General features: G+C 34.2%; 24 protein-coding genes and 1 pseudogene. 16 read left to right on the top strand and 9 right to left on the bottom strand.

All coding sequences use genetic code 11. From position 1 onward, the window contains the following. Nucleotides 1-8: 8 nt before the first annotated feature. Nucleotides 9-1,913 (top strand): ATP-dependent DNA helicase, encoded by a 1,905-nt coding sequence (locus H3S73_RS06505; RefSeq protein ID WP_198236166.1) that lies wholly within the window; start codon nucleotides 9-11, stop codon nucleotides 1,911-1,913. A gap of 29 nt (nucleotides 1,914-1,942) precedes the next feature. Further along, on the top strand, nucleotides 1,943-2,623 hold the full coding sequence (gene tsaB, locus H3S73_RS06500) for a tRNA (adenosine(37)-N6)-threonylcarbamoyltransferase complex dimerization subunit type 1 TsaB (protein ID WP_198228803.1): 681 nt from the start codon (nucleotides 1,943-1,945) through the stop codon (nucleotides 2,621-2,623). Between the two features lie 53 nt (nucleotides 2,624-2,676). On the opposite strand, the gene H3S73_RS06495 is transcribed toward tsaB, so the two are convergent. Next, entirely contained in the window at nucleotides 2,677-2,943 is a 267-nt protein-coding gene (locus tag H3S73_RS06495) for a GrxA family glutaredoxin (protein WP_025314989.1), read from the bottom strand. A 711-nt stretch (nucleotides 2,944-3,654) separates the two neighbouring features. On the opposite strand from H3S73_RS06495, the gene H3S73_RS06490 reads away from it, so the two are divergent. The 4 genes from H3S73_RS06490 to H3S73_RS06475 all read left to right on the top strand — a co-directional run bounded on the left by H3S73_RS06490 (nucleotide 3,655) and on the right by H3S73_RS06475 (nucleotide 6,573). Continuing rightward, entirely contained in the window at nucleotides 3,655-4,344 is a 690-nt protein-coding gene (locus H3S73_RS06490; RefSeq protein ID WP_198236165.1) for a DUF2884 family protein, read from the top strand. A gap of 69 nt (nucleotides 4,345-4,413) precedes the next feature. Further along, complete coding sequence (gene folD / locus H3S73_RS06485; RefSeq protein WP_144091677.1) at nucleotides 4,414-5,265, top strand: bifunctional methylenetetrahydrofolate dehydrogenase/methenyltetrahydrofolate cyclohydrolase FolD; 852 nt, start codon at nucleotides 4,414-4,416, stop codon at nucleotides 5,263-5,265. 71 nt (nucleotides 5,266-5,336) lie between these two features. Continuing rightward, a complete protein-coding gene (ppiB, locus tag H3S73_RS06480) occupies nucleotides 5,337-5,828 on the top strand; it encodes a peptidylprolyl isomerase B (protein ID WP_198228805.1) in 492 nt (163 codons plus the stop codon). Next, nucleotides 5,821-6,573 carry a UDP-2,3-diacylglucosamine diphosphatase gene (locus H3S73_RS06475; protein ID WP_198228806.1) on the top strand — a complete coding sequence of 251 codons (753 nt, stop codon included), beginning with the start codon at nucleotides 5,821-5,823 and terminating at the stop codon, nucleotides 6,571-6,573. The genes ppiB and H3S73_RS06475 overlap by 8 nt, the downstream gene beginning before the upstream one ends. Here H3S73_RS06475 and modC read toward each other — a convergent pair. From modC to modA, 3 genes are read right to left on the bottom strand one after another with little or no spacing between them, the layout of a single operon-like run. Continuing rightward, nucleotides 6,552-7,235 (bottom strand): molybdenum ABC transporter ATP-binding protein, encoded by a 684-nt coding sequence (gene modC, locus H3S73_RS06470; protein WP_198228807.1) that lies wholly within the window; start codon nucleotides 7,233-7,235, stop codon nucleotides 6,552-6,554. The genes H3S73_RS06475 and modC overlap by 22 nt on opposite strands. Continuing rightward, on the bottom strand, nucleotides 7,236-7,928 hold the full coding sequence (gene modB / locus H3S73_RS06465) for a molybdate ABC transporter permease subunit (RefSeq protein WP_198228808.1): 693 nt from the start codon (nucleotides 7,926-7,928) through the stop codon (nucleotides 7,236-7,238). Between the two features lie 12 nt (nucleotides 7,929-7,940). Beyond that, nucleotides 7,941-8,705, bottom strand: a complete 765-nt coding sequence (modA, locus tag H3S73_RS06460) for a molybdate ABC transporter substrate-binding protein (RefSeq protein ID WP_370528605.1) — start codon at nucleotides 8,703-8,705, stop codon at nucleotides 7,941-7,943. Nucleotides 8,706-9,075: 370 nt separating this feature from the next. On the opposite strand from modA, the gene H3S73_RS06455 reads away from it, so the two are divergent. The 9 genes from H3S73_RS06455 to amtB all read left to right on the top strand — a co-directional run bounded on the left by H3S73_RS06455 (nucleotide 9,076) and on the right by amtB (nucleotide 19,553). Beyond that, the gene (locus H3S73_RS06455) at nucleotides 9,076-9,855 is read left to right on the top strand and encodes a TOBE domain-containing protein (RefSeq protein ID WP_198228810.1); all 780 of its coding nucleotides are present in this window, start codon (nucleotides 9,076-9,078) and stop codon (nucleotides 9,853-9,855) included. A 15-nt stretch (nucleotides 9,856-9,870) separates the two neighbouring features. Beyond that, nucleotides 9,871-11,331 (top strand): molybdate ABC transporter ATP-binding protein ModF, encoded by a 1,461-nt coding sequence (modF, locus tag H3S73_RS06450; protein WP_144091682.1) that lies wholly within the window; start codon nucleotides 9,871-9,873, stop codon nucleotides 11,329-11,331. A 395-nt stretch (nucleotides 11,332-11,726) separates the two neighbouring features. Then, nucleotides 11,727-13,730 carry an excinuclease ABC subunit UvrB gene (gene uvrB / locus H3S73_RS06445; RefSeq protein WP_086308959.1) on the top strand — a complete coding sequence of 668 codons (2,004 nt, stop codon included), beginning with the start codon at nucleotides 11,727-11,729 and terminating at the stop codon, nucleotides 13,728-13,730. Between the two features lie 25 nt (nucleotides 13,731-13,755). After that, complete coding sequence (locus tag H3S73_RS06440; protein ID WP_144091683.1) at nucleotides 13,756-14,106, top strand: RidA family protein; 351 nt, start codon at nucleotides 13,756-13,758, stop codon at nucleotides 14,104-14,106. Between the two features lie 211 nt (nucleotides 14,107-14,317). Then, a complete protein-coding gene (gene purE, locus H3S73_RS06435; protein WP_086326574.1) occupies nucleotides 14,318-14,818 on the top strand; it encodes a 5-(carboxyamino)imidazole ribonucleotide mutase in 501 nt (166 codons plus the stop codon). 7 nt (nucleotides 14,819-14,825) lie between these two features. Further along, nucleotides 14,826-15,893 carry a 5-(carboxyamino)imidazole ribonucleotide synthase gene (gene purK, locus H3S73_RS06430; protein WP_144091715.1) on the top strand — a complete coding sequence of 356 codons (1,068 nt, stop codon included), beginning with the start codon at nucleotides 14,826-14,828 and terminating at the stop codon, nucleotides 15,891-15,893. 21 nt (nucleotides 15,894-15,914) lie between these two features. Beyond that, a complete protein-coding gene (gene dgt / locus H3S73_RS06425) occupies nucleotides 15,915-17,405 on the top strand; it encodes a dGTPase (protein ID WP_198228812.1) in 1,491 nt (496 codons plus the stop codon). Between the two features lie 505 nt (nucleotides 17,406-17,910). Then, entirely contained in the window at nucleotides 17,911-18,249 is a 339-nt protein-coding gene (glnK, locus tag H3S73_RS06420) for a P-II family nitrogen regulator (protein WP_025315005.1), read from the top strand. Nucleotides 18,250-18,269: 20 nt separating this feature from the next. Further along, nucleotides 18,270-19,553, top strand: a complete 1,284-nt coding sequence (amtB, locus tag H3S73_RS06415; RefSeq protein WP_198236164.1) for an ammonium transporter AmtB — start codon at nucleotides 18,270-18,272, stop codon at nucleotides 19,551-19,553. Nucleotides 19,554-19,846: 293 nt separating this feature from the next. Here amtB and H3S73_RS06410 read toward each other — a convergent pair whose 3' ends face one another. From H3S73_RS06410 to dsdX, 3 genes are all read right to left on the bottom strand, one after another. Further along, nucleotides 19,847-20,326 carry a hypothetical protein gene (locus H3S73_RS06410; RefSeq protein WP_039128532.1) on the bottom strand — a complete coding sequence of 160 codons (480 nt, stop codon included), beginning with the start codon at nucleotides 20,324-20,326 and terminating at the stop codon, nucleotides 19,847-19,849. Nucleotides 20,327-20,546: 220 nt separating this feature from the next. Continuing rightward, nucleotides 20,547-21,878: a D-serine ammonia-lyase gene (dsdA, locus tag H3S73_RS06405; RefSeq protein WP_198228814.1), complete on the bottom strand. Its 1,332-nt coding sequence runs from the start codon at nucleotides 21,876-21,878 to the stop codon at nucleotides 20,547-20,549. Nucleotides 21,879-21,899: 21 nt separating this feature from the next. Further along, entirely contained in the window at nucleotides 21,900-23,237 is a 1,338-nt protein-coding gene (gene dsdX, locus H3S73_RS06400; RefSeq protein ID WP_198228815.1) for a D-serine transporter DsdX, read from the bottom strand. 233 nt (nucleotides 23,238-23,470) lie between these two features. Here dsdX and dsdC point away from each other — a divergent pair. Then, nucleotides 23,471-24,410: pseudogene (dsdC, locus tag H3S73_RS06395) on the top strand (DNA-binding transcriptional regulator DsdC). An 87-nt stretch (nucleotides 24,411-24,497) separates the two neighbouring features. Here the strand turns inward: dsdC and H3S73_RS06390 are convergent. Both H3S73_RS06390 and H3S73_RS06385 read right to left on the bottom strand, forming a co-directional pair. After that, nucleotides 24,498-25,397 (bottom strand): DMT family transporter, encoded by a 900-nt coding sequence (locus tag H3S73_RS06390; RefSeq protein WP_198236163.1) that lies wholly within the window; start codon nucleotides 25,395-25,397, stop codon nucleotides 24,498-24,500. Nucleotides 25,398-25,580: 183 nt separating this feature from the next. Then, nucleotides 25,581-26,822 carry a nucleoside permease gene (locus H3S73_RS06385; RefSeq protein WP_198236162.1) on the bottom strand — a complete coding sequence of 414 codons (1,242 nt, stop codon included), beginning with the start codon at nucleotides 26,820-26,822 and terminating at the stop codon, nucleotides 25,581-25,583. Nucleotides 26,823-26,837: the final 15 nt, after the last annotated feature.

Genomic DNA, 26,837 nt, shown 5'->3' with positions numbered 1-26,837 from the left:
CATTTTAAGTGATTGATGATTTTGCAGAAAATGGTTTGCTTGCGACGGCTATAGATGGTTTTATTGCAAGAGAGCCACAAAGACGTATGGCAAATAAAGTCACTGAAGCAATCAATGCGCAACATTCTCTGGTGGTGGAAGCGGGAACCGGAACAGGCAAAACATTTGCTTATTTAGTGCCAGCCTTGCGTAGTGATAAAAAAGTAATTCTTTCAACGGGGTCGAAAAATTTACAAGAGCAACTCTTTAGTAAAGATCTACCTATAATAAAAAAAGCCCTTAATTACACAGGTAAAATATCACTCCTTAAGGGGCGAGCTAATTATCTTTGTCTAGAGCGGTTGTATCATCAATATGCAGGCGCAGGCGATCTTGATAAAGATTTACGCATCGATCTTGTTCGAGTTAAAAATTGGTCAATTAAAACTAAAGATGGTGATATTAGTAAATGTACAACTGTAACTGAAGACAATCCTGTTTGGTCAATTTTAACCAGTACTAACGATAATTGTTTAGGGAGTGACTGCGAACATTATAATGATTGCTATGTTGTCAAAGCGCGTAAGCGAGCATTAAACGCAGATGTTGTCGTGGTGAATCATCATCTATTTTTAGCTGATGTAGTAGTAAAAGATACGGGGTTTGGGGAACTTATCCCTAAAGCGGATGTTATGATTTTTGATGAAGCACATCAGCTACCCGATCTAGCTTGTCACTACTTTGGGCAACAGTTAACTAGCCGGCAACTGTTCGATCTGGCTAAGGAAATAAATCTTACATATCGCACTGAAGTGAAAGATATGGCACAGTTACAGCAGTGTGCGGATAAACTTCAAAAATGCACACAAGATCTACGATTAGTCATCAACCAACATTCGCCAAAAGGAAACTTACGCTATTTATTCAATCAAGAAGCAGTAAAAAATGAGTTATCTTATTTGGTTGATGCTTTAAATTTTTGTCATGAAGTTTTATTACTAGCTGTGGGACGGTCGTCAACTTTAGATAATTGTTTTGAAAGAATAAAGCAATATCATGCTCTTTTGAGTCGATTACAGCAGACAAATATAACAGGCTTTAGTTATTGGTATGAATGCACTAATAACTATTTTATTTTTGCTTTGACTCCATTATCGGTGGCAGACAAATTCACTCAATTAATTGCTGAACGTGATGGAAGTTGGATTTTTACTTCTGCAACACTATCGGTTGATAATCGATTGGACTATTTTACTAAACGTTTAGGCTTAGATAATGCAGAGTCGCTCATTCTAGAAAGTCCATTTGATTATGCAAATCAAACTATTATGTGTGTTCCACGCTATATTCCTTCACCAAATGAACAAGGGAATGCACAGAAATTAATCGATATTCTTTTGCCTGTTATTGAAGCTAATCAAGGGCGTTGTTTCTTTTTATGCACTTCCTATGCAATGATGAATGCACTAGCCAAACAATTTCGAGAATTAACCACTTTGCCGGTATTGGTTCAGGGCGAAACCAGTAAAGTTAAATTGTTGGAGCAATTTATCCATAAAGGTAATGCACTACTGATTGCAACCAGTAGCTTTTGGGAGGGTATTGATGTTAGGGGAGACACCCTCTCATGTGTTATCATAGATAAATTACCTTTTACTTCGCCAGATGATCCTCTAATTAAAGCCCGTATGGAAGATTGTCAAATGCAAGGGGGCGATGCATTTAATGAAGTTCAATTACCTGAAGCTGTAATTACATTAAAACAAGGTGTTGGGCGATTAATACGCCACCATAACGATCGAGGTGCAATTATCATTTGTGATAATCGATTAGTGATGCGAGCTTATGGTGCAACATTTATTAATAGCTTGCCACCTTCGCCAAGAACACGTGATATAAATAAGGTGATAAATTTTTTATTAGCTAAAAGTTAATTACAAAAATAAATTATTTTGGGAAAAAAATGAGTACTATTTTAGCCATTGATACCGCTACAGAAGCTTGCTCTGTTGCATTACTCTATTGTAATGAAATCACATTCGATTTTAAAATTTCTGCCCGTGATCACACTAAGCAGATCTTACCTATGATTGACAATCTTTTAAAACAATCGGATTGTTCACTTTCTCAGGTAGATGCTGTAGCCTTTGGGGCAGGTCCTGGTAGTTTTACTGGTGTTAGAATTGGTATAGGTGTAGCGCAAGGATTAGCACTCGGTATTGATAAACCAATGATAGGGGTTTCAACCTTAATGACATTAGCTCAGGGGGTGTATCGTACCAGACAGATAACAAATGTTATTCCTGCGATAGATGCCAGAATGAATGAAGTCTATCTAGGTCAATATCAATACATTGATGACCATTGGCAAGCAATTATTCCAGAGTGTGTCATTGCGCCAGAAAAAGTAATAGATAAAGTTCAACATATTTATAATGATAGTTATAGTGCTGGTACTGGATGGCAAACTTATCCAGATATGCTGGAAAATATTCACACAAGCGATATTTTATTACCACATGCTCAGGATTTAATTGTCATAGCCGATAAGAAGTGGCAAAAAGATGAATGGGTTAGTGTTGAAAATGCTGAACCAACCTATTTGCGTAATGAAGTTACATGGCAAAAACTGCCTGGCCGTTAAAAACAAAAAGCCACCTAATGGTGGCTAAATGAATCTCAAAAAACTATGTTCGCTTACTCGCTAAATAGTCCCAAATGCTCTTTAGCATAAGCTTCAAAATCAGTGCAACCACCAATTGGCTTTTCATCAATAAAAATTTGAGGAACTGTTTCTACTGGTTTGCCAACACTTTTAGAAAGATCTTCTTTAGTAATGCCTTCAGCATTAATATCGATATAACGATAAGAAAAATCATCACGTTCTTTAGACAGTTTTTCAGCTAACTCTTTAGCTCGAACACAATATGGACAACCTTGACGACCAAAAATTACAGTATACATTTTTCACCTCTGATAAATTATTTTTTGAATATATAAATACTATACTTTACTTTTTGAGAAAAAAAAGCAGTTAAATATAGTTGTTTTAATAGATTATATCTATTGATACTATGAGTTCATTATAAAGATCGTCTGTAAAAGAGATAACTTTAATATGTTTCTTTTATTCGTAGTATTTATTGGGTTAATTTATTATAACATTCAGGAACCTGAAATTTTTCATATCCTGTTATTAGACTTTTATAAAAATGAAATAGTACATAACCTATTAGTTAAAAATAATTATTGAAACGGAACAACTAAAATAAAACTAATGAGTGGAGTTGAATCTTCAAAAAAATTTTTAATTGTTGTAAAAAAGTTTCAGGTTAACTATACGTTTCAGTATAAATTAGATATATATGCTTGGCAACTTCATTCATCAACTGTATTGGGTTGGTCTGGTAAGAGAGATTGCAACGCACACGCTATGACGATCTAAAAAATATCTTTAAAAATGGTTAAATAAAAAATGCTTTAGATAAGTAATTTAAGCAACCTTGATAAGAATAGATGAATAATATCTTTTATTAATAAGTTTATTGTTACTTATACTTAAAAAACGCTCTAATAAATTCCAGATAAACTGGAATGACATAATAAAGATTTTTTATTATATTAATTGAGAATCAACCGCTATAATTTATTCTAATAAAAAAACTGGATATATATATGTTAAAGAAATTATTATTGATGGTAATCATTTTTCCTGCCACATTATTTGCCGCTCAAAAAGAGTGTCCAGTTAAACCAAGCTATAACATCGTAATAAACAAAGAAAGTGTTCATATTTTCAATAAAAAAAATGATTTAATGATCAAATCTAACGGAAAAGTTGTATTTAATGAAAAAACTGTTTTACTGCAACCTCCACTCGAAAAACAAACCCAAAAATTCCAGAAAGATTTGCGACAGCAATTACCAAAATTAGAACAAGAAGCATTAAGCCTTTTATCAGAAGTTAAAATAACATTTGAAAATGCGATAAAAAATAAATTAGGTAACGATAATGAACTGCATCGTGAATTAAATAAATTATATAAAAGATTAGTGAAATTACTCCATAAATCTATAACATCAGAAAGTGGTAATACTCAATTTTATTACCAAAATTTTAATAATTTAAAAAAAGATGGTGAGGATATAGGTACGCATATTTTTTATAATGTAGTAGGGGGTAGCATTATAAATTTTGATTTTTTTAAAAATTATGGCGCAATAAAACAGATCTCGAAAAATGAATGGAAAGCTCAGAAGCCTAAACTAAAAGCTTTTGATGCTCATATTTGTTCCGTTATCACTGATATTGATGGTCAATATCAACAAATATTAACTCAACTTAACCAATCAACTTATAAGTGAATAGACATTAATAAAAACTTTTGCGAAAATATCCCACTATTATCAATCCAGTTGAAGATACACAAGTTTATGACAGCCAATATTATTGATGGAAAATTTTTAGCGAAGCAAATCAGAGATGATATTGCTAATAAGGTAAAACAACGAATTGAAAAAGGGTTATCTGTTCCAGGGCTTGCTGTAGTGCAGGTGGGATCAGACCCAGCTTCAAAAATTTATGTTAGAAATAAGCAAAAGGCCTGTGATGATGTCGGATTTGCTTCTTTTTCTTATGATTTTCCCACTTCCACAACAGAAGAGTTATTAACTCTTATTGATAAACTTAATCAACGTGATGATGTCCATGGTATTTTAGTTCAGCTTCCTTTACCAGATAATATTGATAAAACTAAAGTCCTTGAACGTATACATCCTAGTAAAGATGTTGATGGTTTTCATCCCTATAATATTGGTCATTTACTACAACGAGATCCGCTTTTACGTCCATGTACCCCTTATGGTGTGGTTAAAATGTTAGAATCAACGGGTATTAATTTAGCTGGATTAAATGCCACCGTTGTGGGAGCTTCAAGTATTGTTGGTCGCCCTATGGCACTTGAGCTTTTATTACTAGGTTGCACAACTACGATTACTCATAGTCGTACCGTGGATTTAGCTAAACATGTCAGCAATGCAGATATTGTTGTTGCAGGTGTTGGTATTGCCAATTATGTTAAAGGTGAATGGATCAAACCAGGGGCAATTGTGATTGATGTCGGTATCAATCGATTACCCGACGGTAAACTCGCTGGGGATGTTGAATTTGAAACCGCCGTTGAACGTGCGGGTTGGATAACTCCAGTTCCTGGTGGTGTTGGTCCAATGACTGTTGCAATGTTAATGAGTAACACGCTTGAAGCATGTGAAAAATTTGGCAAATAAATAGAGAATCATTCTCTTAGTTTTTGATTTGTAAATGTAAGTTAAAAAATGAAAATAATAAGGAACATTTTATGATTATATTTCACACTTCTTTAGGTGATATAAAAATTGATACTTTTGACGATAAAGCGCCAGAAACAGTTAAAAATTTTGTTGAATATTGCCAAGAAGGTTTCTACAACAATACTATCTTCCACCGAGTCATTAATAATTTTATGATTCAAGGCGGTGGTTTTGAACCTGGTATGAAGCAGAAAAAAACCAAGTCTCCGATCAAAAACGAAGCGGATAATGGCTTGAAAAATAATCGTGGCACTTTAGCTATGGCTCGCACATCCGATCCTCATTCTGCTACTGCGCAATTTTTTATTAATGTCGTTGATAATGATTATTTAAATTATCGTTCATCAGACATTAATGGTTATGGCTATTGTGTTTTTGCGCAAGTGGTTGATGGTATGGACGTGGTTGATAAAATTAAAGGAGTAAAAACAGGGCGCAGTGGTATGCATTCTGATGTGCCTGTTGAAGATGTAATCATTAAGAGTGTAACGGTTGAATAATCCAATTCGTTATTTTATTGCAGATATTCATCTAACGGATAATGAGCCTGCTTCGGGTTATTTTGATATAACCGCAGGCTTTTTATCTTTCTTAGAGAGCCTACCTGATTGCTGTGAACTCTATATTCTTGGTGATTTATTTGACTACTGGATAGGTGATGATGTTGATTCAAAGTTACATCAACAAATTTCACTTGCATTGCGATCACTAACAAAACGGCAAATTAAAACCTATTTTATTCATGGTAATCGTGATTTCCTATTAGGCGAAAGATATGCTAAATCATGTAATATGACGATTTTAGCGGATATTAACTGTTTACCTAATGCATATAGTAATATCCTCTTTTTACATGGTGACTTATTATGCACGGATGATCCACAGTATCAAAAATTTCGTAAGATCATGCATAAAAAATGGTTACAAAAACTTTTCTTGAAACTTCCGCTGTTTATTCGTTTAAAGATTGCAGGCAAATTGCGACAAAAGAGCAGTTTACACAATCAAATTAAATCAGAAAGTATTATGGATGTGAATCAACAAGCTGTTGAAAAGATGATGAGTAAATATAATGCCAATATTATGGTACATGGTCATACACATAAGCCAGCGACACATGAATTTTTAATTGATGGTAAACCTGCTAGTCGATTGGTGTTAGGCGCTTGGCATGATGGCGTATCTTACATTAAACAAGACAGTAATTGTGATACATTGCAGCTTTATAACCACTCTTTTAAATAATCACTTTGTAAAATGTTTTGAGTTTTCCCATGAGACAGTAATTTTCCCTGTTCTAAAATAACTACATAGTTCGCTATACGTTTAACTTCATTAATGTTATGAGTGACATAAATGATCGGCACTTTTAACTCGTTAACTAATATATCGATATAGCTTAATAACTCTTTTTTTCTTGGCATATCTAATGCCGATAATGGCTCATCCATTAATAATAATTGGGGATTGGTTAATAACGCCCGACCAATTGCTACTCGTTGTTTTTCACCACCAGACAACATCGTCGGGTAGCGTTTTAATAAGTGGTTAATGTTGAGTACTTCAATAATTTCATCGAATTTTTGTTGATTAATCTTCTTTGCGCCATAAGTAAGATTCTTTAATACTTTCAAGTGAGGGAAAAGTAAAGCATCTTGAAAAACGGTACCAATATTCCTTTGTTCAGGGGGAACAAAAATATTTTGTTGAGTCGAAACCAACGTCACATCATTAAGTAAAATTTTACCCTTATCAGGTTTAATCAAACCATTTATTAAGTTTATTAATGTTGATTTGCCCGCACCTGAAACACCTAAAATAGCTGTCACACCTTGACAGGGAATGGTTTGCTTAAATTCAAAGGAAAAAGTGGTCAATTGTTTAATAATATCTATATTTATCATCATTTATTGTCCCAATAATTTCCTTTTATGCCAGCGGTTTAACATTTCTGATAAAAATAGCGCAACCAACGATAGCGCAATTGAAATAATGCATAGCCTTAAAGCGGCATTTTCTCCATTAGGCATTTGCAATAATGTATACATTGCTAGGGGAAGGGTTCTCGTTTCACCTTGAATATTCGATACAAATGTAATAGTAGCACCAAATTCGCCAAGACAACGTGCGAAACCTAGCACTGTGCCCATTAAAATACCAGGAAAAGCTAAAGGTAGTGTGATTGTCATAAATACTCGTAAACGATTTGCACCTAATGTGCGTGCGACATTTTCTAAACGTGAATCAATTGATTCTATCGCTAAACGAATTGAGCGAACCAATAATGGAAATGCCACCACAGCAGAAGCTAAAGCAGCACCTTGCCAGTTAAAACTAAAGCTAATATCTAAATAGTGATTTAACCAACTGCCGATGATACCGTTGCGTCCCATCGTTAATAGTAATAAATAACCAAGTACTACCGGCGGTAAAACTAAAGGCAAATGTATAATGCTATCAAAAAGCGATTTCCCATAAAATTGACATCTAGCTAAAATCCAAGCGGTCAAAATACCAATAGGCAAACTAAATAGAATTGCTACTCCAGCTATTTTTAGACTAAGTAGCAATGTTTGCCATTCAAATACGGTCAATATCATAATAATTCGTTACTATTTAGTTACAAATCCGTATTTTTCAAAAATCGTTTTAGCTTGTGGTGATTTTAAATATTGGTAAAAATCGTTTGCTTCAGGTTTTAATAAAGTAACGGGATATTCAATAGATGTAAAAGTTTCAGCAGGAAAGATACCAACAATTTTTACTTTATCACTTACTTTTGCATCAGTACTATAAACAATACCCAGTGCTGCTTCATTGCGTTCAACCAACATCAATGCATCACGAACATTACTCGCAGGGGCAAATTGTGGTGCAAGTTTGTCAAATACACCTAAATGAGTTAATGACTCTTTAGCATAAAGCCCTGCTGGAACATGATCGGGATCACCTATTGCTATCCTTTCTCCTTTAGGAAGGATCTCATTCCAATTGGTATTCATGTGAATGTCAACTTTATTTAATTTTGATTGTGCCGGTGCAATCAAAACTAATGCATTTTTAAGTAAATCTTCTTTATCTTTAATTAATTTATTTTCAATAAGGTAGGTCATCCATTTTTGGTCGGCTGACATAAAAATATCGGCAGGAGCACCTTGTTGAATTTGCTTGGCTAAAACCGAAGATGAGGCAAATGAAAAAACGACTTCAACATTTTTATGATCTGATTTATATTCTGAAGCGATATCTTGCATCGCATTCGTTAATGACGCAGCTGCAAATACCGTAACTTTTTCAAGTGCCTGTGCTGTAAAAGTGAATATTAAAGTCGTTAAAGCAAAAATTAATATAGAGATTTTTTTCATTCTATTCCTCACTACCAAAGATAATTGATCGTAATTAGTTAATAATGTACGTTATGATTATTTTACTAATGCTCAATGTTTTTTATTTAGAAAATATGAAAACTGAATCATAGTGCAAAACATAGTAACATTTCGTTATATAAAATAAAACATATCGATGTAATCGAGCGTATTGATAATAAACAAATACATTAGCAAAAATCTAATTTTGTATCACTTAGGTAATAAGGTTGTTAGGATAGAATTTATCTAATTGATTTATCAATTTTCTTTGCCAAAGAAAGAATTATTTCTCACAAATTTTGTAGGAAGCAATAAAAGGGTCTACAATACCTAAATTGTTTTTTAATAGAGCTATTTTAAAGTTTATCAAGGTATACAAATGATCCTCTCGCCCGATATTTTGTTAACACTCAATTTGAACCAACAACTCTTTATTGATCCAAGGCGTATTGCTTTACTCAAAGCCATTGAAAAAACAGGTTCATTAAGCCAAGCTGCCAAACAAATAGGGTTGAGTTATAAAACGGCTTGGGATGCAATAAGTGAAATTAATAGGCTGACAACCAAACCTTTTTTAATTACCACAACTGGTGGTAAAAATGGTGGTGGTACTAAATTAAGTTCCTACGCAGTAAGATTTATTCAACTTTACGATCTTTTAACCCACTTACAACATAATGCTTTTAATATATTAAATGATGATAATGTACCGCTAGATGATATTTTAAAAGCTACCGCAAGATTATCATTACAAACCAGTGCTCGAAATCAATTGTATGGTAGTGTTAAACACATTGAAACAAACCATGTTGCCGGATATGTTACGGTTAAATTAAGCGATAACCAAACAGAATTAAAAGGTTACATCACTCAACAAAGTATTGAAAGATTAAAGCTAAGTGTGGATAAAACGGTACTTCTGCTAATCAAAGCCCCCTTAATTGAGTTAAATGATGCCAATGAAAATAGTTTATCAGTTAAGGTTGAAACCATAAAAACCGATGGTGAATGGACTGAAATTGAATTTACATTGCCATCGGGTATGAAACTTTATGCAAGTAAATTAACCCAAGAAGTCAAGCAGTATGATTTATACAAAGATAAACCGCTAACAATATCAATTCATCCTCAGCATATTATTGTTGCCACATTAGTTTAGTAAAACGAGGTCATTATGTTAACCATTGAAAATGCTCACTACAAGATTAGTGACTATAAAGTTTTCACCATTGAATCACTCACTATCAGTCCAGGACAAAGTATTGCTTTTGTTGGCCGTAATGGCAGTGGAAAGTCTGTACTAGCTAAAGCACTTGCGGGCGAACAAAAATTATTATCGGGTCGAGTGATTAATCAATTTGAATCCGTAGCCTATATTTCGTTTGAACAGTTACAAAAGTTAATTGAAGAGGAATGGCAACGCAATAATACCGATATGCTTAGTGAAGGTGAAAATGATACAGGATTAACCACTCAACAAATTATTCAAGAAAATAATAAAGACGAAAAACTTTGTCTCAAACTTGCAGAACAATTTGGAATAAGTCATCTGTTAAATCGGCGATTTAAATATCTTTCCACAGGTGAAACGCGTAAAACACTCATCTGTCGAATGTTAATGTTAAATCCTCAATTATTAATATTAGACGAACCGTTTGATGGTTTAGATATCTTATCGCGGGAAAATTTAGCAGAAAAACTGGGTCAATTAGCCAAACAAGGCATTTCAATAGTATTGGTTTTGAATAGATTTAATGAAATTCCAACCTTTATTGAAAATATTGGTCTTCTTGTAGATTGTCAGCTATTGAAATTTGGAACTAAAGCAACCATATTAAACGATGAAATAGTTAAGCAGCTAGCAGATTTAGAAAACCTGCCCAATATGCCGTTACCCGAAGCAGACGAACCACCAATTCAATTAGCCGATCAATTAGAACGTGTAAGCTTAAATAATGTTTATATTCAATACGATGATAAATTTATCATTAATGGATTAACATGGCAGGTAAAAGCCAATGAGAATTGGCAAATTGTCGGGCCGAATGGTGCAGGAAAATCCACGCTATTGAGCTTAATAACAGGGGATCATCCACAAGGTTATTGTAATGATCTTACTTTATTTGGTCGCAGACGTGGTTCCGGAGAAACCATTTGGGATATTAAACGGCACATTGGTTATGTAAGCAGCAGTTTGCATCTCGATTATCGTGTAAGTTCCAGCGTTAAAGCTGTGTTAATTTCTGGATATTTTGATTCGATTGGGGTCTATCAGGCCGCTAGTGATAGGCAAGCGAAATTAGCTGATGAATGGTTACATTTACTGGGTCTGAAAGATCATGCTGATAAGCCTTTTCAATCATTATCATGGGGACAGCAAAGATTAATATTAATAGCAAGAGCGTTGGTTAAACATCCAACACTACTTATTTTAGATGAACCTTTACAAGGGTTAGATCATCTTAATCGAGAGTTAGTAAAATGTTGGATAGATCGCTTAATAGAGGAAGGGCACACACAACTGTTATTTGTATCTCATCATGTGGAAGATGCTCCAAAATGCATCACTCATCGATTAATATTTGTGCCTAACTTCGATCATAGCTATCAATATAAATTTGAAGTACTGAATTAGTTATTAGTTTTTAACTATTAAAATCGATTTAAAAAATAGGAATAACCTTAAAAAAAAAGGTGTTTTTATTAAGGATTTTTTGCTTGATCTTTGAAAAAAGTTTATAGCAATTATACTTAGAGAGTTATCCCCGTTGCCTGTGGATAACTCTGTGAGTAGTTTATTGAAAACAGCTCAGAAGCCAATAGCTATCAGGTTTTAAGTTGGTTTGGTCACATGTTAGTCATGATTTATATTGTTGTTATTTATCAATGCGTTATATTAAATCAAGCTGTTGTTTTCGAACTAATCTGATAAGCGTTTTTGTTAACTGAACAAAAAATATAAGATTTTAAAAGGTCAAGCCTTTTTGGGGATAATTTTTATTAATAGGTAAAATATTAGGTTACGATGTAATGAAAAAATTTAAATTGTGTTCCGAATTCAAACCTGCTGGTGATCAACCAGAAGCAATAAAAAGGATTAATCAAAATCTTGATGATGGAATTGCACATCAAACATTATTAGGTGTAACTGGATCGGGTAAAACGTTCACTATGGCAAACGTTATTGCCCATCATAATCGCCCAACAATTATTCTTGCGCCAAACAAAACATTGGCAGCTCAATTATACGGTGAAATGAAAGCTTTTTTCCCTGAGAACGCTGTTGAGTATTTTGTTTCTTATTATGACTATTATCAGCCAGAGTCTTATGTGCCTTCAACTGATACATTTATTGAAAAAGATGCATCGATTAATGAACACATTGAACAAATGCGTTTGTCAGCAACCAAATCATTACTTGAACGTCGTGATGTCGTGATCGTTGCCTCCGTGTCCGCTATCTATGGATTAGGTGCGCCTGAGACCTATATGTCAATGATATTGCATTTAACTAAAGGTACGATAACCGATCAACGAGCAATCCTAACACGTCTTGCTGAACTACAATATACGCGTAATGAAATTGGTTTTAGCCGAGGTACGTTTCGGGTTCGTGGCGATGTGATCGATATTTTTCCTGCTGACTCAGATGAACTTGCTGTGCGCGTTGAACTGTTTGATGATGAAGTTGATCGGATTGTGATGTTCGACCCTTTAACGGGGAGTGCTGTGAATGAAGTATCACGTATTACCATCTATCCAAAAACTCACTACGTGACACCTAGAAATATTATGGACAATGCGATAGCACAAATTAAGCAGGAACTAAAAGAGCGTCAAAAGGTACTTCTTGATAATAATCGCCTTTTAGAAGAGCAACGATTAACGCAACGTACACTCTTTGATATTGAGATGATGACAGAACTTGGTTATTGTTCGGGGATAGAAAATTATTCGCGTTTTCTATCACAGCGTAATCCAGGTGATCCACCTGCAACGTTATTTGATTATTTACCAGCAGATGGGTTACTGTTTATTGACGAATCGCATGTGGCCATTCCACAGCTTGGAGCCATGTACAATGGTGACCGATCACGTAAACTGAATCTGGTTGAGTATGGATTTCGTTTACCATCGGCGTTAGATAATAGACCTTTAAAGTTTTCTGAATTCGAAAATATTATGCCACAAACGATATACGTATCGGCAACACCCGCGACCTATGAAATTGAAAAATCTGGGGGCGAAATCATTGAACAAGTCGTGAGACCAACAGGTTTATTGGATCCAATTATCGAAGTTAGACCCGTTGCGACACAAGTGGATGATCTCTTATCAGAAATTAAACTCCGTATTAATAAGGATGAGCGAGTTTTGGTTACTACATTGACTAAACGAATGTCAGAAAACTTAACGGATTACTTATCTGAACATAATGTGAATGTTAAATATTTACATTCAGATATCAATACCGTTGAACGAATGGAAATAATTCGTGACTTACGTCTTGGTAAAGTCGATGTATTAGTGGGCATTAACTTATTGCGTGAAGGATTAGATATTCCTGAAGTCTCACTGGTTGCCATTTTAGATGCTGATCGGGAAGGCTTTTTGCGTTCTGAGAGTTCATTGATTCAAACCGTTGGTCGAGCAGCGCGTAATGTGAATGGGAAAGCAATTTTATATGCTGATAAGATTACCCCTGCAATGCAGAAAACGATTGACGAAACGGCTCGACGCCGTAAAAAGCAGCAGGATTTTAATACTAATCATGGTATAACACCAAAATCAGTACGCAAAGAAATTAAAGATATTTTGGACGCAGGATTGAGCACTAAAAAAGCAACAGCTAAAATACAGGCGTTTGAACCAAATAAACCGTATAATTATGTGTCGGTTAAAGATGTACAAGCAAGAGTTAAAGAGCTTGAAGCAATGATGTACGAAGCTGCGCAAAATCTGGAGTTTGAAAAAGCGGGTGTATTACGTGACGAGATCAAAAAATTACGTGCAGATTTTATTAAAGTATCTTAGTTAATCATCGAACAAGGAAATCATGATGACAATTATTCGAATTGACCCACAAGATCGTTGGTCAGAAGCAGTGATTCACAATAATGTTATATATTATACTAGTGTGCCAAGCAATTTAATCCATGACGCTTATGAGCAGACTAAAAGTGCCCTAGCAGAAATCGATAAAATTTTAGTCAGTGCCGACAGTGACAAAAGTCATATTTTAGATGTGACGATATTTTTAGTAAATAAAAGTGATTTTGGAGCGATGAATAAAGCTTGGGACGAGTGGGTTGCTAAAGGATCCGCGCCTGTGCGGTGTACCGTACAGGCTGGCTTAATGAACCCTGATTACTTAGTCGAAATAAAAATCATTGCTGCTATAAAAAAATAAAGTTCTACAATTCCGCCATTAAAGATGGCGGATCCCTTTTAAACGATCTGTTTACCTACTTAAATCTTCAGAAATAAAATCTCTTTCTATTAGTAAAATGATCGAATTTTTTAACTTTGATATTTCAAATCATGGTTATTCTTATCCCCATAAGATAAAATTTGGTGTATACTTCAACAACATAATAATTTATATACACATATAATTTTATATGCATATTCAACCTAAAATTGCCATTGTAATGGGCTCCAAAAGTGATTGGGCAACCATGCAACATGCTGCCGATATTCTTGACGCTTTAGCTATCAATTATCATGTCGAAATTGTTTCCGCTCATCGAACTCCTGATAAATTATTTCAATTTGCACAAGAAGCCAAACAACGAGGTTTTGATGTCATCATTGCCGGAGCAGGCGGTGCGGCGCATTTGCCTGGTATGTTAGCGGCAAAAACCTTAGTACCAGTATTAGGTGTACCTGTTCAAAGTGCAGCCTTAAACGGTGTTGATAGTCTCTATTCTATTGTACAGATGCCAAAAGGTATACCTGTTGGAACACTGGCTATTGGTAAAGCAGGTGCAGCCAACGCAGCACTATTAGCAGCGCAAATTCTTGCTTTACATAACCAAGAGCTCTATCAACGTTTAACCACTTGGCGATTAAGTCAAACAGATGAAGTATTAAATAACCCCGATCCAAGAGTAGATGCTTAAAATGACGATTAAATCAGTTTGTGTTTTAGGGAATGGTCAATTAGGCCGAATGTTAAAACAAGCAGGTGAACCATTAGGCGTTCATGTATTCCCTGTTGGCTTAGATGTTGATCCAACAACTATCCCATACCAACAATCGGTCATTACTGCCGAGATTGAACGCTGGCCAGATACCCCTTTTACTCAAATTTTAGCTAATCATTCTCATTTTATTAATCGAGATATTTTTCCGATTATTGCTGATCGACTAACCCAAAAACAGCTATTTGATGAACTAGGTTTACCTACCGCTAAATGGTCATTATTAGAAGATCCGCAAAATTGGACAAAATTATTTGCAGAGCTTGGTGAATTGTTAATTGTCAAACGTCGAACTGGAGGATACGATGGTCGAGGACAATGGCGTATCACTAATCAAAGCGATATAACCGTACCTGATGATATATACCATAATGCGATTGTAGAACAGGCTATCGCTTTTGAAAAAGAGATCTCCTTAGTCGGAGCACGTAACGGAAAAGGTGAAACTGTTTTTTATCCGCTGACGAATAATTTGCATCAAGACGGTATTTTAAAAATGAGTGTCGCTATCCCTAACCAATATCCAATATTACAAGCTAAAGCAGAAAAAATGCTAAAAGCTATTATGGATAAACTTAATTATATTGGTGTAATGGCAATGGAATGTTTTGTCATGGGCGATAACTTATTGATTAATGAATTAGCGCCAAGGGTACATAACAGTGGACATTGGACACAAAATGGAGCTTCTATTAGTCAATTTGAGTTACATTTGCGGGCGATATTGGCATTACCACTCCCACAACCGAATGTATTTGCGCCATCGGTTATGATCAACCTTGTTGGGACTCAATTAAACCTAAATTGGTTGTCTGTTGATTTAGTTCATCTACATTGGTATGAAAAAGAAGTTAGAGCAGGTCGTAAAGTTGGGCATCTAAATTTAACTCACAATCAACCAGAGAAATTGAAACACTCTTTATCTCTTTTAACACCACTTTTACCGGATGAGTATCAATCATCGATTGAATGGGCAAAAAAACAATTGTTGTAGTTTAAATACAAAGGATTGAATATGGTAGACTTTTCAAAAAAAATCAATTATCAACGTGATGCAAGTAAAGCATACGAGGTTTTAACTGATCCCTATTCAATCGTTCGCCAGTTTGAGAGTGATCGAGGAAGAATAATCAATTCCGCTGCGATAAGACGTTTGCAACAAAAAACACAAGTCTTTCCTCTAGAAAGAAACTCTGTTGTTAGAACTCGTCTTACTCACTCAATGGAAGTTCAACAAGTCGGTCGATATATTGTTAAAGAAATCATCCATCGACTAAGCAAATCAAAAAAACTTAAAACCTATGGGTTTGATAATATTATTACCTCGATTGAAAGTTTAGTTGAAATGGCTTGCTTAATGCATGATATTGGCAATCCGCCATTTGGCCATTTTGGTGAAAAAGCAATAAATCACTGGTTTGTTAAACAGTTAGGTGTGGATGTTCAACCAAAATATTCCGTACTTCAACCCCAAGAGTCGGATGATGAGACGATTAAAGAACTAAAAATTAAAATTCGTCGTGATTTATCCAACTTTGAAGGTAATGCTCAAGCCATAAGGTTAGTACATAGTATCCAAAGATTAAATCTCACTTATTCACAAGTCGCCTCAATATTAAAATACACTAAACCTGCTTATTTGCCTAAAGAAGATATACCTACAGAGTTTTCTTATTTAATGAAAAAACCTGGTTATTATTTGTCTGAAGAACCATTTATAAAAAAATTATCTAACCAACTGGAAATTCAGCCATTTCATCGTTATCCACTCACTTATATTATGGAAGCTGCGGACGATATCTCTTACTGTATAGCGGATCTTGAAGATGCAGTAGAAAAGAAACTCTTTACGGTTCAACAACTCTATCACTATTTAGAAAAAGCTTGGGGGAATATTAAAGAGGGTGATTTATTTGACAAAGTAGTAAAACGTCCATACGTTAATCTGGAGCAAAAAAAATTTAACTCAATTGCTATTGGGCAATTTTTTATGTATCTACGAGTGAATACCATTAGTAAACTTGTTTACCATGCTGCTGAACGCTTTGTTGAAAATATTGAAGACATCTATCATGGTTCGTTTAATCATGCATTATTGGAAGATCATGGCGCCGAATATCAATTATTAAAAATATTTAAAAGAGTGGGTGTCGAACATGTTTTTAATCATGAATCGGTAGAAAATATAGAATTGCAAGGTTATCGTATTATCAGTGGATTATTAGATATTTACAGTCCGTTGCTAAACATGCCGACTAATGAATTTTTTAAACTTGCTGAAGAAAACAATCATCATCAATACCCAATTGAAACCAGACTTTATCATAAACTCTCTGCCAAACATTGTGATGCTTATCTACAGGCAACGAACTTGATTGGAAAAAAAGATCCCAAATTTGCCTATTGGGAATTTTATTACCGTTGTCGATTGTTGCAAGATTACATTAGCGGTATGACTGATCACTTTGCTTATGATGAATACCGTAAATTGATGGTAACTTTTTAATCCTATTATCATTTTATCGGATAGAGCACCAAATAGAAGCATAAGCACTATCGTTGTGCATAATAAAATAATACATCTATTTCTGTTAATTAGAATTTTAATAGAGAATAAATTAACACATCAACATTTGTATATTAATAATAACTCCAGCTCAATTAATATCAATTCGGATAATTTTCAACACAATGCAACTGATAAATTGCTTACTAATTTAAATATTTCGTAGGTTAATTAAATTGTATTTTAATTATCCAGCATTTTAATTATCCAGCATTTTAATTAAATAGCATAGAAATTAAAGCGTCCTTCATTGCATAAAACTTCGAATAAAAGAACATTTGTAACTTATTGTAAGCCTATTCAATGACAACAAAAACAAATCGATTTTGCAGTTTTAATAATTTTTATATGAATTTTAAAAGCAAGATATAGGATTGCGTAAATATAGTTTTGTGGCACAGAGTTTGCATATTTCATCTTATACCATATTCGTGAGGAAAAATTAATGAAATTAGTCACAGTAATTATTAAGCCTTTCAAGTTAGAAGAAGTCAGAGAGTCATTATCAAATATAGGGATCACTGGATTAACCGTTACTGAAGTTAAAGGTTTCGGGCGACAAAAAGGGCACGCAGAACTCTACCGCGGAGCAGAATACAACGTTAATTTTTTACCAAAAGTGAAAATAGATTTAGCAATCAATGATGAACAACTTGATGAAGTTATTAGTACTATTTCTAAAGCTGCTTATACTGGCAAAATTGGTGATGGTAAGATTTTTGTAACTTCACTTGAGCATGTCGTTCGTATTCGTACCGGTGAAACGGATGAATCAGCTTTGTAATCATAATTAAGGATATTATTATGTTGAAGAAATGTATTTTACCATTGTGTCTTATTTTTCCTTCGTACGCCTTTGCAGATGTTGTTCTAGAACACGCGGATAATGCGGATAATGGTTTTATGATGATTTGTACTGCATTAGTACTATTTATGTCTATTCCTGGTATTGCATTATTCTATGGTGGTTTATTACGATCTAAAAACGTGTTATCTATGTTATCACAAGTATTAGTTACTTTTTCACTGATTTCTGTGTTATGGATCGTTTATGGTTACACGCTTACTTTTGGTGAGGGAAACTGGTTTTTTGGTGATTTCGAACATTTGCTTTTAGTTGGTATTGATATAACGGATGTTAATGGCTCCATTTATGAACTCATTTGGGTTGCGTTTCAAGGATCCTTTGCTTGTATTACATGCTGTTTAATACTGGGTGCTTTTGCTGAAAGAATACGCTTTTCTGCTGTACTCATCTTTATGGTGTTATGGTTTACGTTCTCATACATACCAATGGCCCATATGGTATGGGGTGGTGGTATTTTAGGTGATGAAGGTGCTTTAGATTTTGCTGGTGGCACGGTTGTTCATATTAACGCTGCGGTTGCTGGTTTGATGGGTGCTTATCTACTTAAAAATCGAATCGGTTATAATCGTGAGCCATTAAAACCATTTAATCTTCCTTATGTTTATCTTGGCGCGGCAATTCTTTACATTGGTTGGTTTGGATTTAATGCAGGCTCTTCAACCCATGCTGATGAAATTGCTGGATTAGCGTTTATTAACACTGTTGCAGCAACAGCAGCAGCGGTTTTATCTTGGTCATTTGCCGAATGGGTTTTACGAGGAAAACCGTCATGTTTAGGGGCCGCATCAGGTGTAATAGCTGGATTAGTTGGAATCACACCTGCAGCAGGATTTGTCGGGGTAGGGGGCGCAATGCTAATTGGTCTTATTTGTGGTTTTGCGGGTGTTTGGGGCGTCTCTTCACTAAAAAGAATCTTAAAAATTGATGATACTTGTGACGTATTTGGAGTACATGGGGTCTGTGGTATCGTTGGTTGCTTATTGACGGGTATCTTTGCTTCAAAATCATTAGGTGGAGTAGGCTATGCCGATGGAATAGGCATGACGACTCAAGTTGGAATCCAACTAATGAGTGTGATTACCTGTGTTATTTGGACATCTGTTATCGCTTTTGTGGCTTATAAAATTGCGGATATTTGTGTTGGTTTACGCGTTAGTGAAGAACATGAACGAGAAGGCCTTGATATTAACACTCATGGTGAAAGTGCTTTCAACAGTTGAGTTAAACTATCGAAATAGTTTATAGAAATAAAATCTCTTTATTAAAAAGTTTACCGACAAAATGCGGTAAACTTTTGATTTATATTTGTTAGAATGCTTGTCTGCTTTATTTGTCTTCTTAGAACTGACCTTTTATCTTCATAAATAATACTTCTTTTGTTTACTTATCCTTAGGGTTAATGTGGATAAAAAAGTTGAACATATAAAATTATTGATTAGATTAACAAAACGATATAAATAAAATCTACAGCATAACCGCTGTAGATTTTTTTATATTATTTAAGATTAACTGATTAATCATCCCAAAGCATAATGGCATTATCATCCGTTAATATGAGTGGCGGAGCAAAAAGGTGTTCTTTGATTTTTGTCGGTATCACATTAATATTATTTAGATCGATCTCAACACAAGGGTAAATTTTTGCCATTTGTTTTAAACGACTACCAAGTAATTGTTTGACTTTATTTGATTCTTTAGCTAATGCTAATTCATCTTTTAAAATACCAATTTGTTTTTTATGATGTTCTGATTCAAAATTTTCACCAAATATAAAACGAAATTCTTTATTGCTATCATTATGGTGTTTACAGTTGAATTCCTTATCTTTATATTCACCATGATGTAATTTAAGCTCTTTAATGCGCAATGCAATAATTTCATTAATACTATCAGGATAATTTAATTTAGAGTCTAGAAAACTTAATGTATTTGTTTCAGGTATTGATTCACTGCTCTGTACTAGGGTAAATAATGGTTTTTTATGTGTCTTCATTCTATAACTTCCTTTTTATTCAGGACAATAATATAACAATGTATAGGACAATTAAAAAAACGATTGTTACTATGTTGTAAAGATGTCAATGTAATGTTTTAGTATAAAAATAAACTAAAACTGCCAAGTTCTAATTCCAATTCCTTATTAACTTTCATGATGTTCTAATTTTGAAAAAATAAATCACCATAAAATTGACCATTTATAATATTAATGCATTTTATATTTTTGATAGGCTAAGATATTTTCCCATTTCCTCCTTTGGAACCATGCCACCACCTGTTGCCCAGACTAAGTGTGTCGCATTTGTTAAAATTTCTGATGAAACATTAATTCTTTCTAAATATGTTGAATTTTTTTCAACATGTAATAAACCAAGCATTCCCGCTAAAGCTGAGGGTTCTAATTGAATTTGTTGTTGTTGATTTAATAAACCGAGTAAATCGTACATCTCTTGATCATTAATGGTGTAATAACCATCAATTAATCTTTCCATTGCTCGTCCTACAAATCCAGAAGGTCTGCCTACGGCTAAACCGTCAGCAGCGGTGATATTATCAAGACCAATATCTTGAACAGAAATATGGTCATGTAATCCAGTGTAAACACCTAAAAACATACAAGGTGAATGAGTTGGTTCTGCGAAAATACAGTGTACATCATCACCAAACGCAAGTTTTAATCCAAAAGCAACACCTCCCGGTCCACCACCCACTCCGCAAGGAAGGTAAACAAACAATGGATGTTGTTTATCCACTTTTATGTTCATTTCAGTAAACTGTTTTTTAAGGCGTTCGCCAGCCACTGCATAACCTAAAAATAAGGTTTTTGAGTTTTCATCATCGATAAAAAAGCAATTAGGATCAGACGCCGCAGCTTTGCGACCTTTTTCAACGGCAACACTATAGTCTTGTTGGTATTCGATAACATTTACACCGTGTGAACGTAATTTCTGTTTTTTCCATTCGCGAGCATCACTAGACATGTGAACATTAACTTTAAAACCTAATTTGGCACTCATAATACCAATAGATAGGCCTAAGTTACCTGTTGAACCTACTGCAATACTATATCGACTAAAAAATTGGGTGAATCTGTCAGAAAATATTTTGGTGTAGTCATCCTTTTCGGTTAATAAGCCATTTTCAATAGCTAGCTTTTCTGCGTGGGTCAGTACTTCATACACACCACCGCGAGCTTTTATGGAACCGGAAATTGGTAAATGGCTATCTTTCTTGAGGAACAGACTTCCTGTGAACTTGTGTTGATAACGGTTTTCAAGAACCGCTTTCATATTGGGAATCGCAACAACCTCGGACTCAATTATTCCTTTCGTTACTGCTGTTTCGGGAAATGCTTTACATAAGTAAGGCGCAAATCTTGCTAATCGATTACTTGCATCCTTAACATCTTGCTTAGTCAGTGTTACATAAGATAATCCATCTGTCAAGCTCGTTATATTTGGGTTAAACCAAGCTGTTTCTTTTAGTTGTATTAAATTAGCGACTAAAGGATATTTTTGTATTAACTTTTCAACATCTTTAGGGATCATAATTTATTCCTGTAATATATTTTAAATAATATAAGATAGTAAAAAAGTACCTGCTAATGCGACTAATGATGCAATAAAGGTGGCTGATGTATAGTAGTTAAATATTTCATTTAATGTTGCGCCACAATATTGCTTAACTAACCAAAATAAAGAATCGGTAACAATTGTGCATCCAATAGCTCCCGAACCGATGGCTAATGTGATGATTTCTGGACTTACGTCAGGGTAACGAGGTAACATTGGTGAAACGATAGCTGTTGCACCCATCATTGCGACTGTTGCCGATCCTACCGCTGCATGTAAAATGATTGCCACTAACCATGCCAATAAAATTGGATGCATATCTAAATGGGAAAAAATGCCAGCTAAACCATCACTTAATCCACTATTTTTTAAAATACCGTTAAATGCTCCACCTGCACCAATGATTAATAAAATATTTGCAATGGAGGAAAAGCACTCCTCTGTCTTAAATAACAGAATGGACATAACCATATTGCGTCGAATGCCCAACATATAGTAAGCAACAAACGCTCCAATAAACATTGCTGTAATAGGATTACCGAAAAATTCTAACATTGAGTAACTAAAACTATTTTTATCCATAGCAAAGACGGCTACTGTTTTTATTAGCATCAAAACAATCGGCAGTAATATTGTGAATAATGTGGTACCTAAAGAAGGAAGTTCTTCTTCCGTTCTCACTTTCATATCTGAAAACTCTTCAGGTACGGTCTTAAAAGGGATTTTATTGTTAATGCATTTTAAAAAGATAGGTCCACCAATTAATGATGCTAATAATCCGATACCTAATCCGTAAACGATTACAGTTCCAACATCAGCACCCAACGCATTTGTTACAAACAGTGCAGCAGGATGAGGTGGAACAATACAATGAACGGCCATTAGTGCCGTACAGAGCGGAATAGCTAGCATTAAAAGAGAAGTTTGAGTTTTTTTAGCAATTGAAAAAGCTAATGGAATTAATAAAACAACACCTACTTCGACAAATAGGGTAATACCACAAATCAGACCTACTAGCACCATAATAACTTGTGGTGATAACCATCGACATTTTTGTAATGTCAGCCCTATGCGTTCGGCAGCACCTGAAATTTCCATCATTTTGCCAAGAATAGTGCCTAAACCAATTACCGCAGCTAAAAAACCTAATGTACTACCAATACCGTCTTCGATCGCTGCAATCATTTTTAGTGGTGGCATTTTCATTAACGCACCCACATAAAAGCTGGCAAGTAATAACGCTAAAAAAGGATGAAGTTTAAATTTTATGATCGAGATTACTATAAGGATAATACTGGTGATTAACACACTAATAATCCACAACTGCGAATCCATATTACCCTCCATTCTTTTTCATTAATTGCTAGCTTTATTAGAAGTTTTTGGTGATAATTTGACAAATGATCAATAATGGTTTTAACTTGAATTAAATTCATCTATAAGTGTGATTAAAATCAAAAAATGCTAATATTTCAATAAATTTCGTGTAAATAATTATTTAGAAGCGTAAGCTTTGAAATGTTTGCACATGAAATAGTATAGTAATGAGTTAGTAAAGGAGAATTATTATGTATGATGAAAATAGATTTTTAAATAAAAATCATGTTATTAATTGTTATCAGCTCTCGAAGCTGCACACATTTGAGTCAGTCGCTCGCTTGTCATTTATCATTTGCATTAGCAGCTGAAGAACTTTGCATTAGTCCAAGTGCAGTAAGTCATCAAATTAATAAACTGGAAGATGAACTTTCATTTAAATTATTTCAGCGCTATCATCGACGAATAGCCTTGACTCATGAAGGTATGAACTTATTTAAAGTAGTCAAAAAGTCTCTAAATATTTTAAATCAAGAAATATTGGAAATTAAAAATCAAGAAGCTTTTGGCACTTTGACTATCTTTTCAAGACCTTCTTTTGCTCAAAATTGGTTAATTCCAAAATTATCACTATTTGCTAGGCACTATCCTTATATATCGTTAAACATTGTTTCGGGTAATGAAATTATCAATTTCAGTCGCCATCGGGTTGATCTAGCCATTTATTATGATGATCTGACTTATGATGATTTAACCTGTGAACATTTATTAAATGAAACCATTATTCCCGTTTGTAGTCCTTATTATGCACAACAAAATGATTTATGTAACAAAATTGAGAATTTATCGAAATGCTTCATACTGCATGACACTCAAGCATGGGGATATGATTCAAGTTTTGATGAATGGGAAAGTTGGGCAAAACATTTTTCCTTATCTTATGATTTTAACGAAATGCAAAATATATGTTTTGATCGTTCCGATTTGGCTGCAATAGCTGCAATAAATCATGCTGGTATTGCGATAGGAAGAAAGCAAGTCATTAAAAATTACCTCGAATCAGGCTTACTAATTACTCCATTTGAGGGAATGGAAGTAAAGTGCTCTCAACATTATTATATCTGTACACCAAAAGAGCGATATAATCCTAAAGCTGATTTATTTATTAAATGGTTAAAAAGTTATATGTAAGACTTTTTTATCAAAACATTAGATTAATTAATATACTCACCTTTACTAAAGGTGCGGAAGTTAACCGCACTCATTCATAAATTCCTATTATTTTTTTAAATGTTTTAAATTTGATAGTGCAATGGCCAATAGAATAATTATGACGCCCATCCATTGGTTAAAAAACACTAACTCTTTTAGATAAAGATAAGAACAGGTAACCGCCACGGGTAATTCTGCTGCTGATAGTATTGCACTTAATGAAATCCCTATTTTAGGCATGCCCACTGCAAATAAAAATGGTGGCAAAACGGTACCGAACAAAGCTAATAAAAAGCCTAACTGATAAAGTTTATCACTGATATCGAGTTTAAAGAAAAACATAGGCGGAAAAATTAAAAATGTCACAATGCAAGCGCCTGTTATCATCAATGCACTTTTTTCTAATTTCGGTAAATCATTACCAATATTACTACTGGTTGTGATGAATAATGAGTACATCAATGCAGCTAAAAAACCAAACAGACAACCAGTTAAATTCAATTTAATGTCTTCATTAAAAATACCCGCAGCCAAACAGCTACCAAAAATAATTGCTACTACGGTTAAAATTTGAATGTTAGTTGGTTTATTTTTAAAGATAACATAATCAATAATGATACTAATCCAAAGATATTGCATCAATAAGATAATAGCAATTGAAGCGGGAACTAATTGTACACATTGATAATAACAAATGCCCACTAACCCTGGAAAAATACCAACGGCACACGCTTTCCATTTTTTAGTTAATTGAGGTTTTGGGGTTAAATCAGGTTTAGATTTATTTAGTGTTTTAACCAGAAAATGAATCAACCACAACATTAGCATACCTAAAAAGCATTGAACACCCGTCACTTCACCAAGTGTGTAGCCATCTTTATAAGCGGTTTTTACAATAGATGAGAGCACTCCAAAGCTACATGCTCCTAAAAAAACTAATAAACCACCCAAAAATTTTTCTTTCATATTTAAATCTCATTACTCTAACAAAATATTTTATTTAACACACACAATTAGAGCTCACAGGGGATATCCCCTGTGACTCTTAAATTATTTAATAATTAGTATAAAGAATACTAAACGAATCAGAACTGAATGAACGTTATTAGGTTTAGCTCATTAGTTTGACCAGTAATTTTGACCAGTAAATTATTGCACAACAGGCTCTAACTTACTGTGGCGGTAGTTAAATGTAAAATAAAAAACTACTCCTAATACCAGTGCATAAGATGCAAAAATGATCCAAATTGTTTGCCAATCTTTAACACCGTCATGCGTGCACATGTCAACAACAAAACCACTCAATATTGACCCTAAATAAGCACCAATGCCATTCACCATGGTCATATATAATCCTTGTGCACTCGCTCGAATATTCGGGCTTACTTCTTTTTCGATAAAAATAGAACCCGAAATATTGAAGAAGTCAAAGGCACAGCCATACACAATCATCGACAGCATTAACAGTACAAAACCAAATGGTGTTGGATCACCAAAAGCAAACAGACCGAATCTGAGTGTCCAAGCAATTAAGCTTATCATAATGACTTTTTTGATGCCAAATTTCTTAAGAAAGAATGGAATGGTCAAAATAAATGCCACTTCTGCCATTTGTGAAACAGATAACAAAATTGCTGGATACTGTACAATTAAGCTATTTTTAAACTCTGGAATTTTACCAAAATCATGTAAAAATGCACCACCAAATGTATTAGTGATTTGCAAGATTGCGCCAAGTAACATCGCAAATAGAAAAAAAACAACCATAGTGGGATTCTTAAATAGCACAAATGCATCTAAGCCTAAACGGGAACTCCAAGATTGTTGCTGTGATTTATTCATGTTAATGTTAGGTAACGTGGTGCTATACACCGCTAGCAAAACTGATGCCGCGCTCGCTACATAAAGCTGAGCGTTGCTCAATTCAAATTTCAGTAAGCTAATCATCCACATTGCAACAATAAAACCAATAGTACCAAATACCCTAATTTTAGGAAAAACAGCGACGGTATCTAATTTTTCCTCATCCAGACAGTGGTAACTGATTGAATTTGATAATGCAATGGTTGGCATAAAAGCAAATGCATTACATAACATCACCCAAAATAGCATTATCGAATTATTGACTGATGCAGCATAAAACAGAGCAATAGCACAAATGCAATGGCAAAGCATATACAAATATTTAGGTTGTAAAAATTTGTCTGCAATAATGCCAATAATACATGGCATTATTAATGCGGCTAAACCTTTTGTACTAAAAATCATTCCTACTTCGGCGCCTGAAAAGTGCAACGTGTTGAACAGATAACCGCCGAAAGTCACTAACCAGCTTCCCCAAATAAAATATTGGAAAAACATCATTATTTTCAATCTATTTTTAATGTTCATTATTTATCCCTAAAA

The organism is Gilliamella sp. B14384G12 (assembly GCF_016101825.1).
In the GTDB taxonomy this organism is placed as follows: Bacteria; Pseudomonadota; Gammaproteobacteria; order Enterobacterales; family Orbaceae; genus Gilliamella; species Gilliamella apicola_N.
The sequence above is the reverse complement of the archived record's forward strand: the minus strand, read 5'-3'. Positions and strand labels throughout refer to the sequence as shown.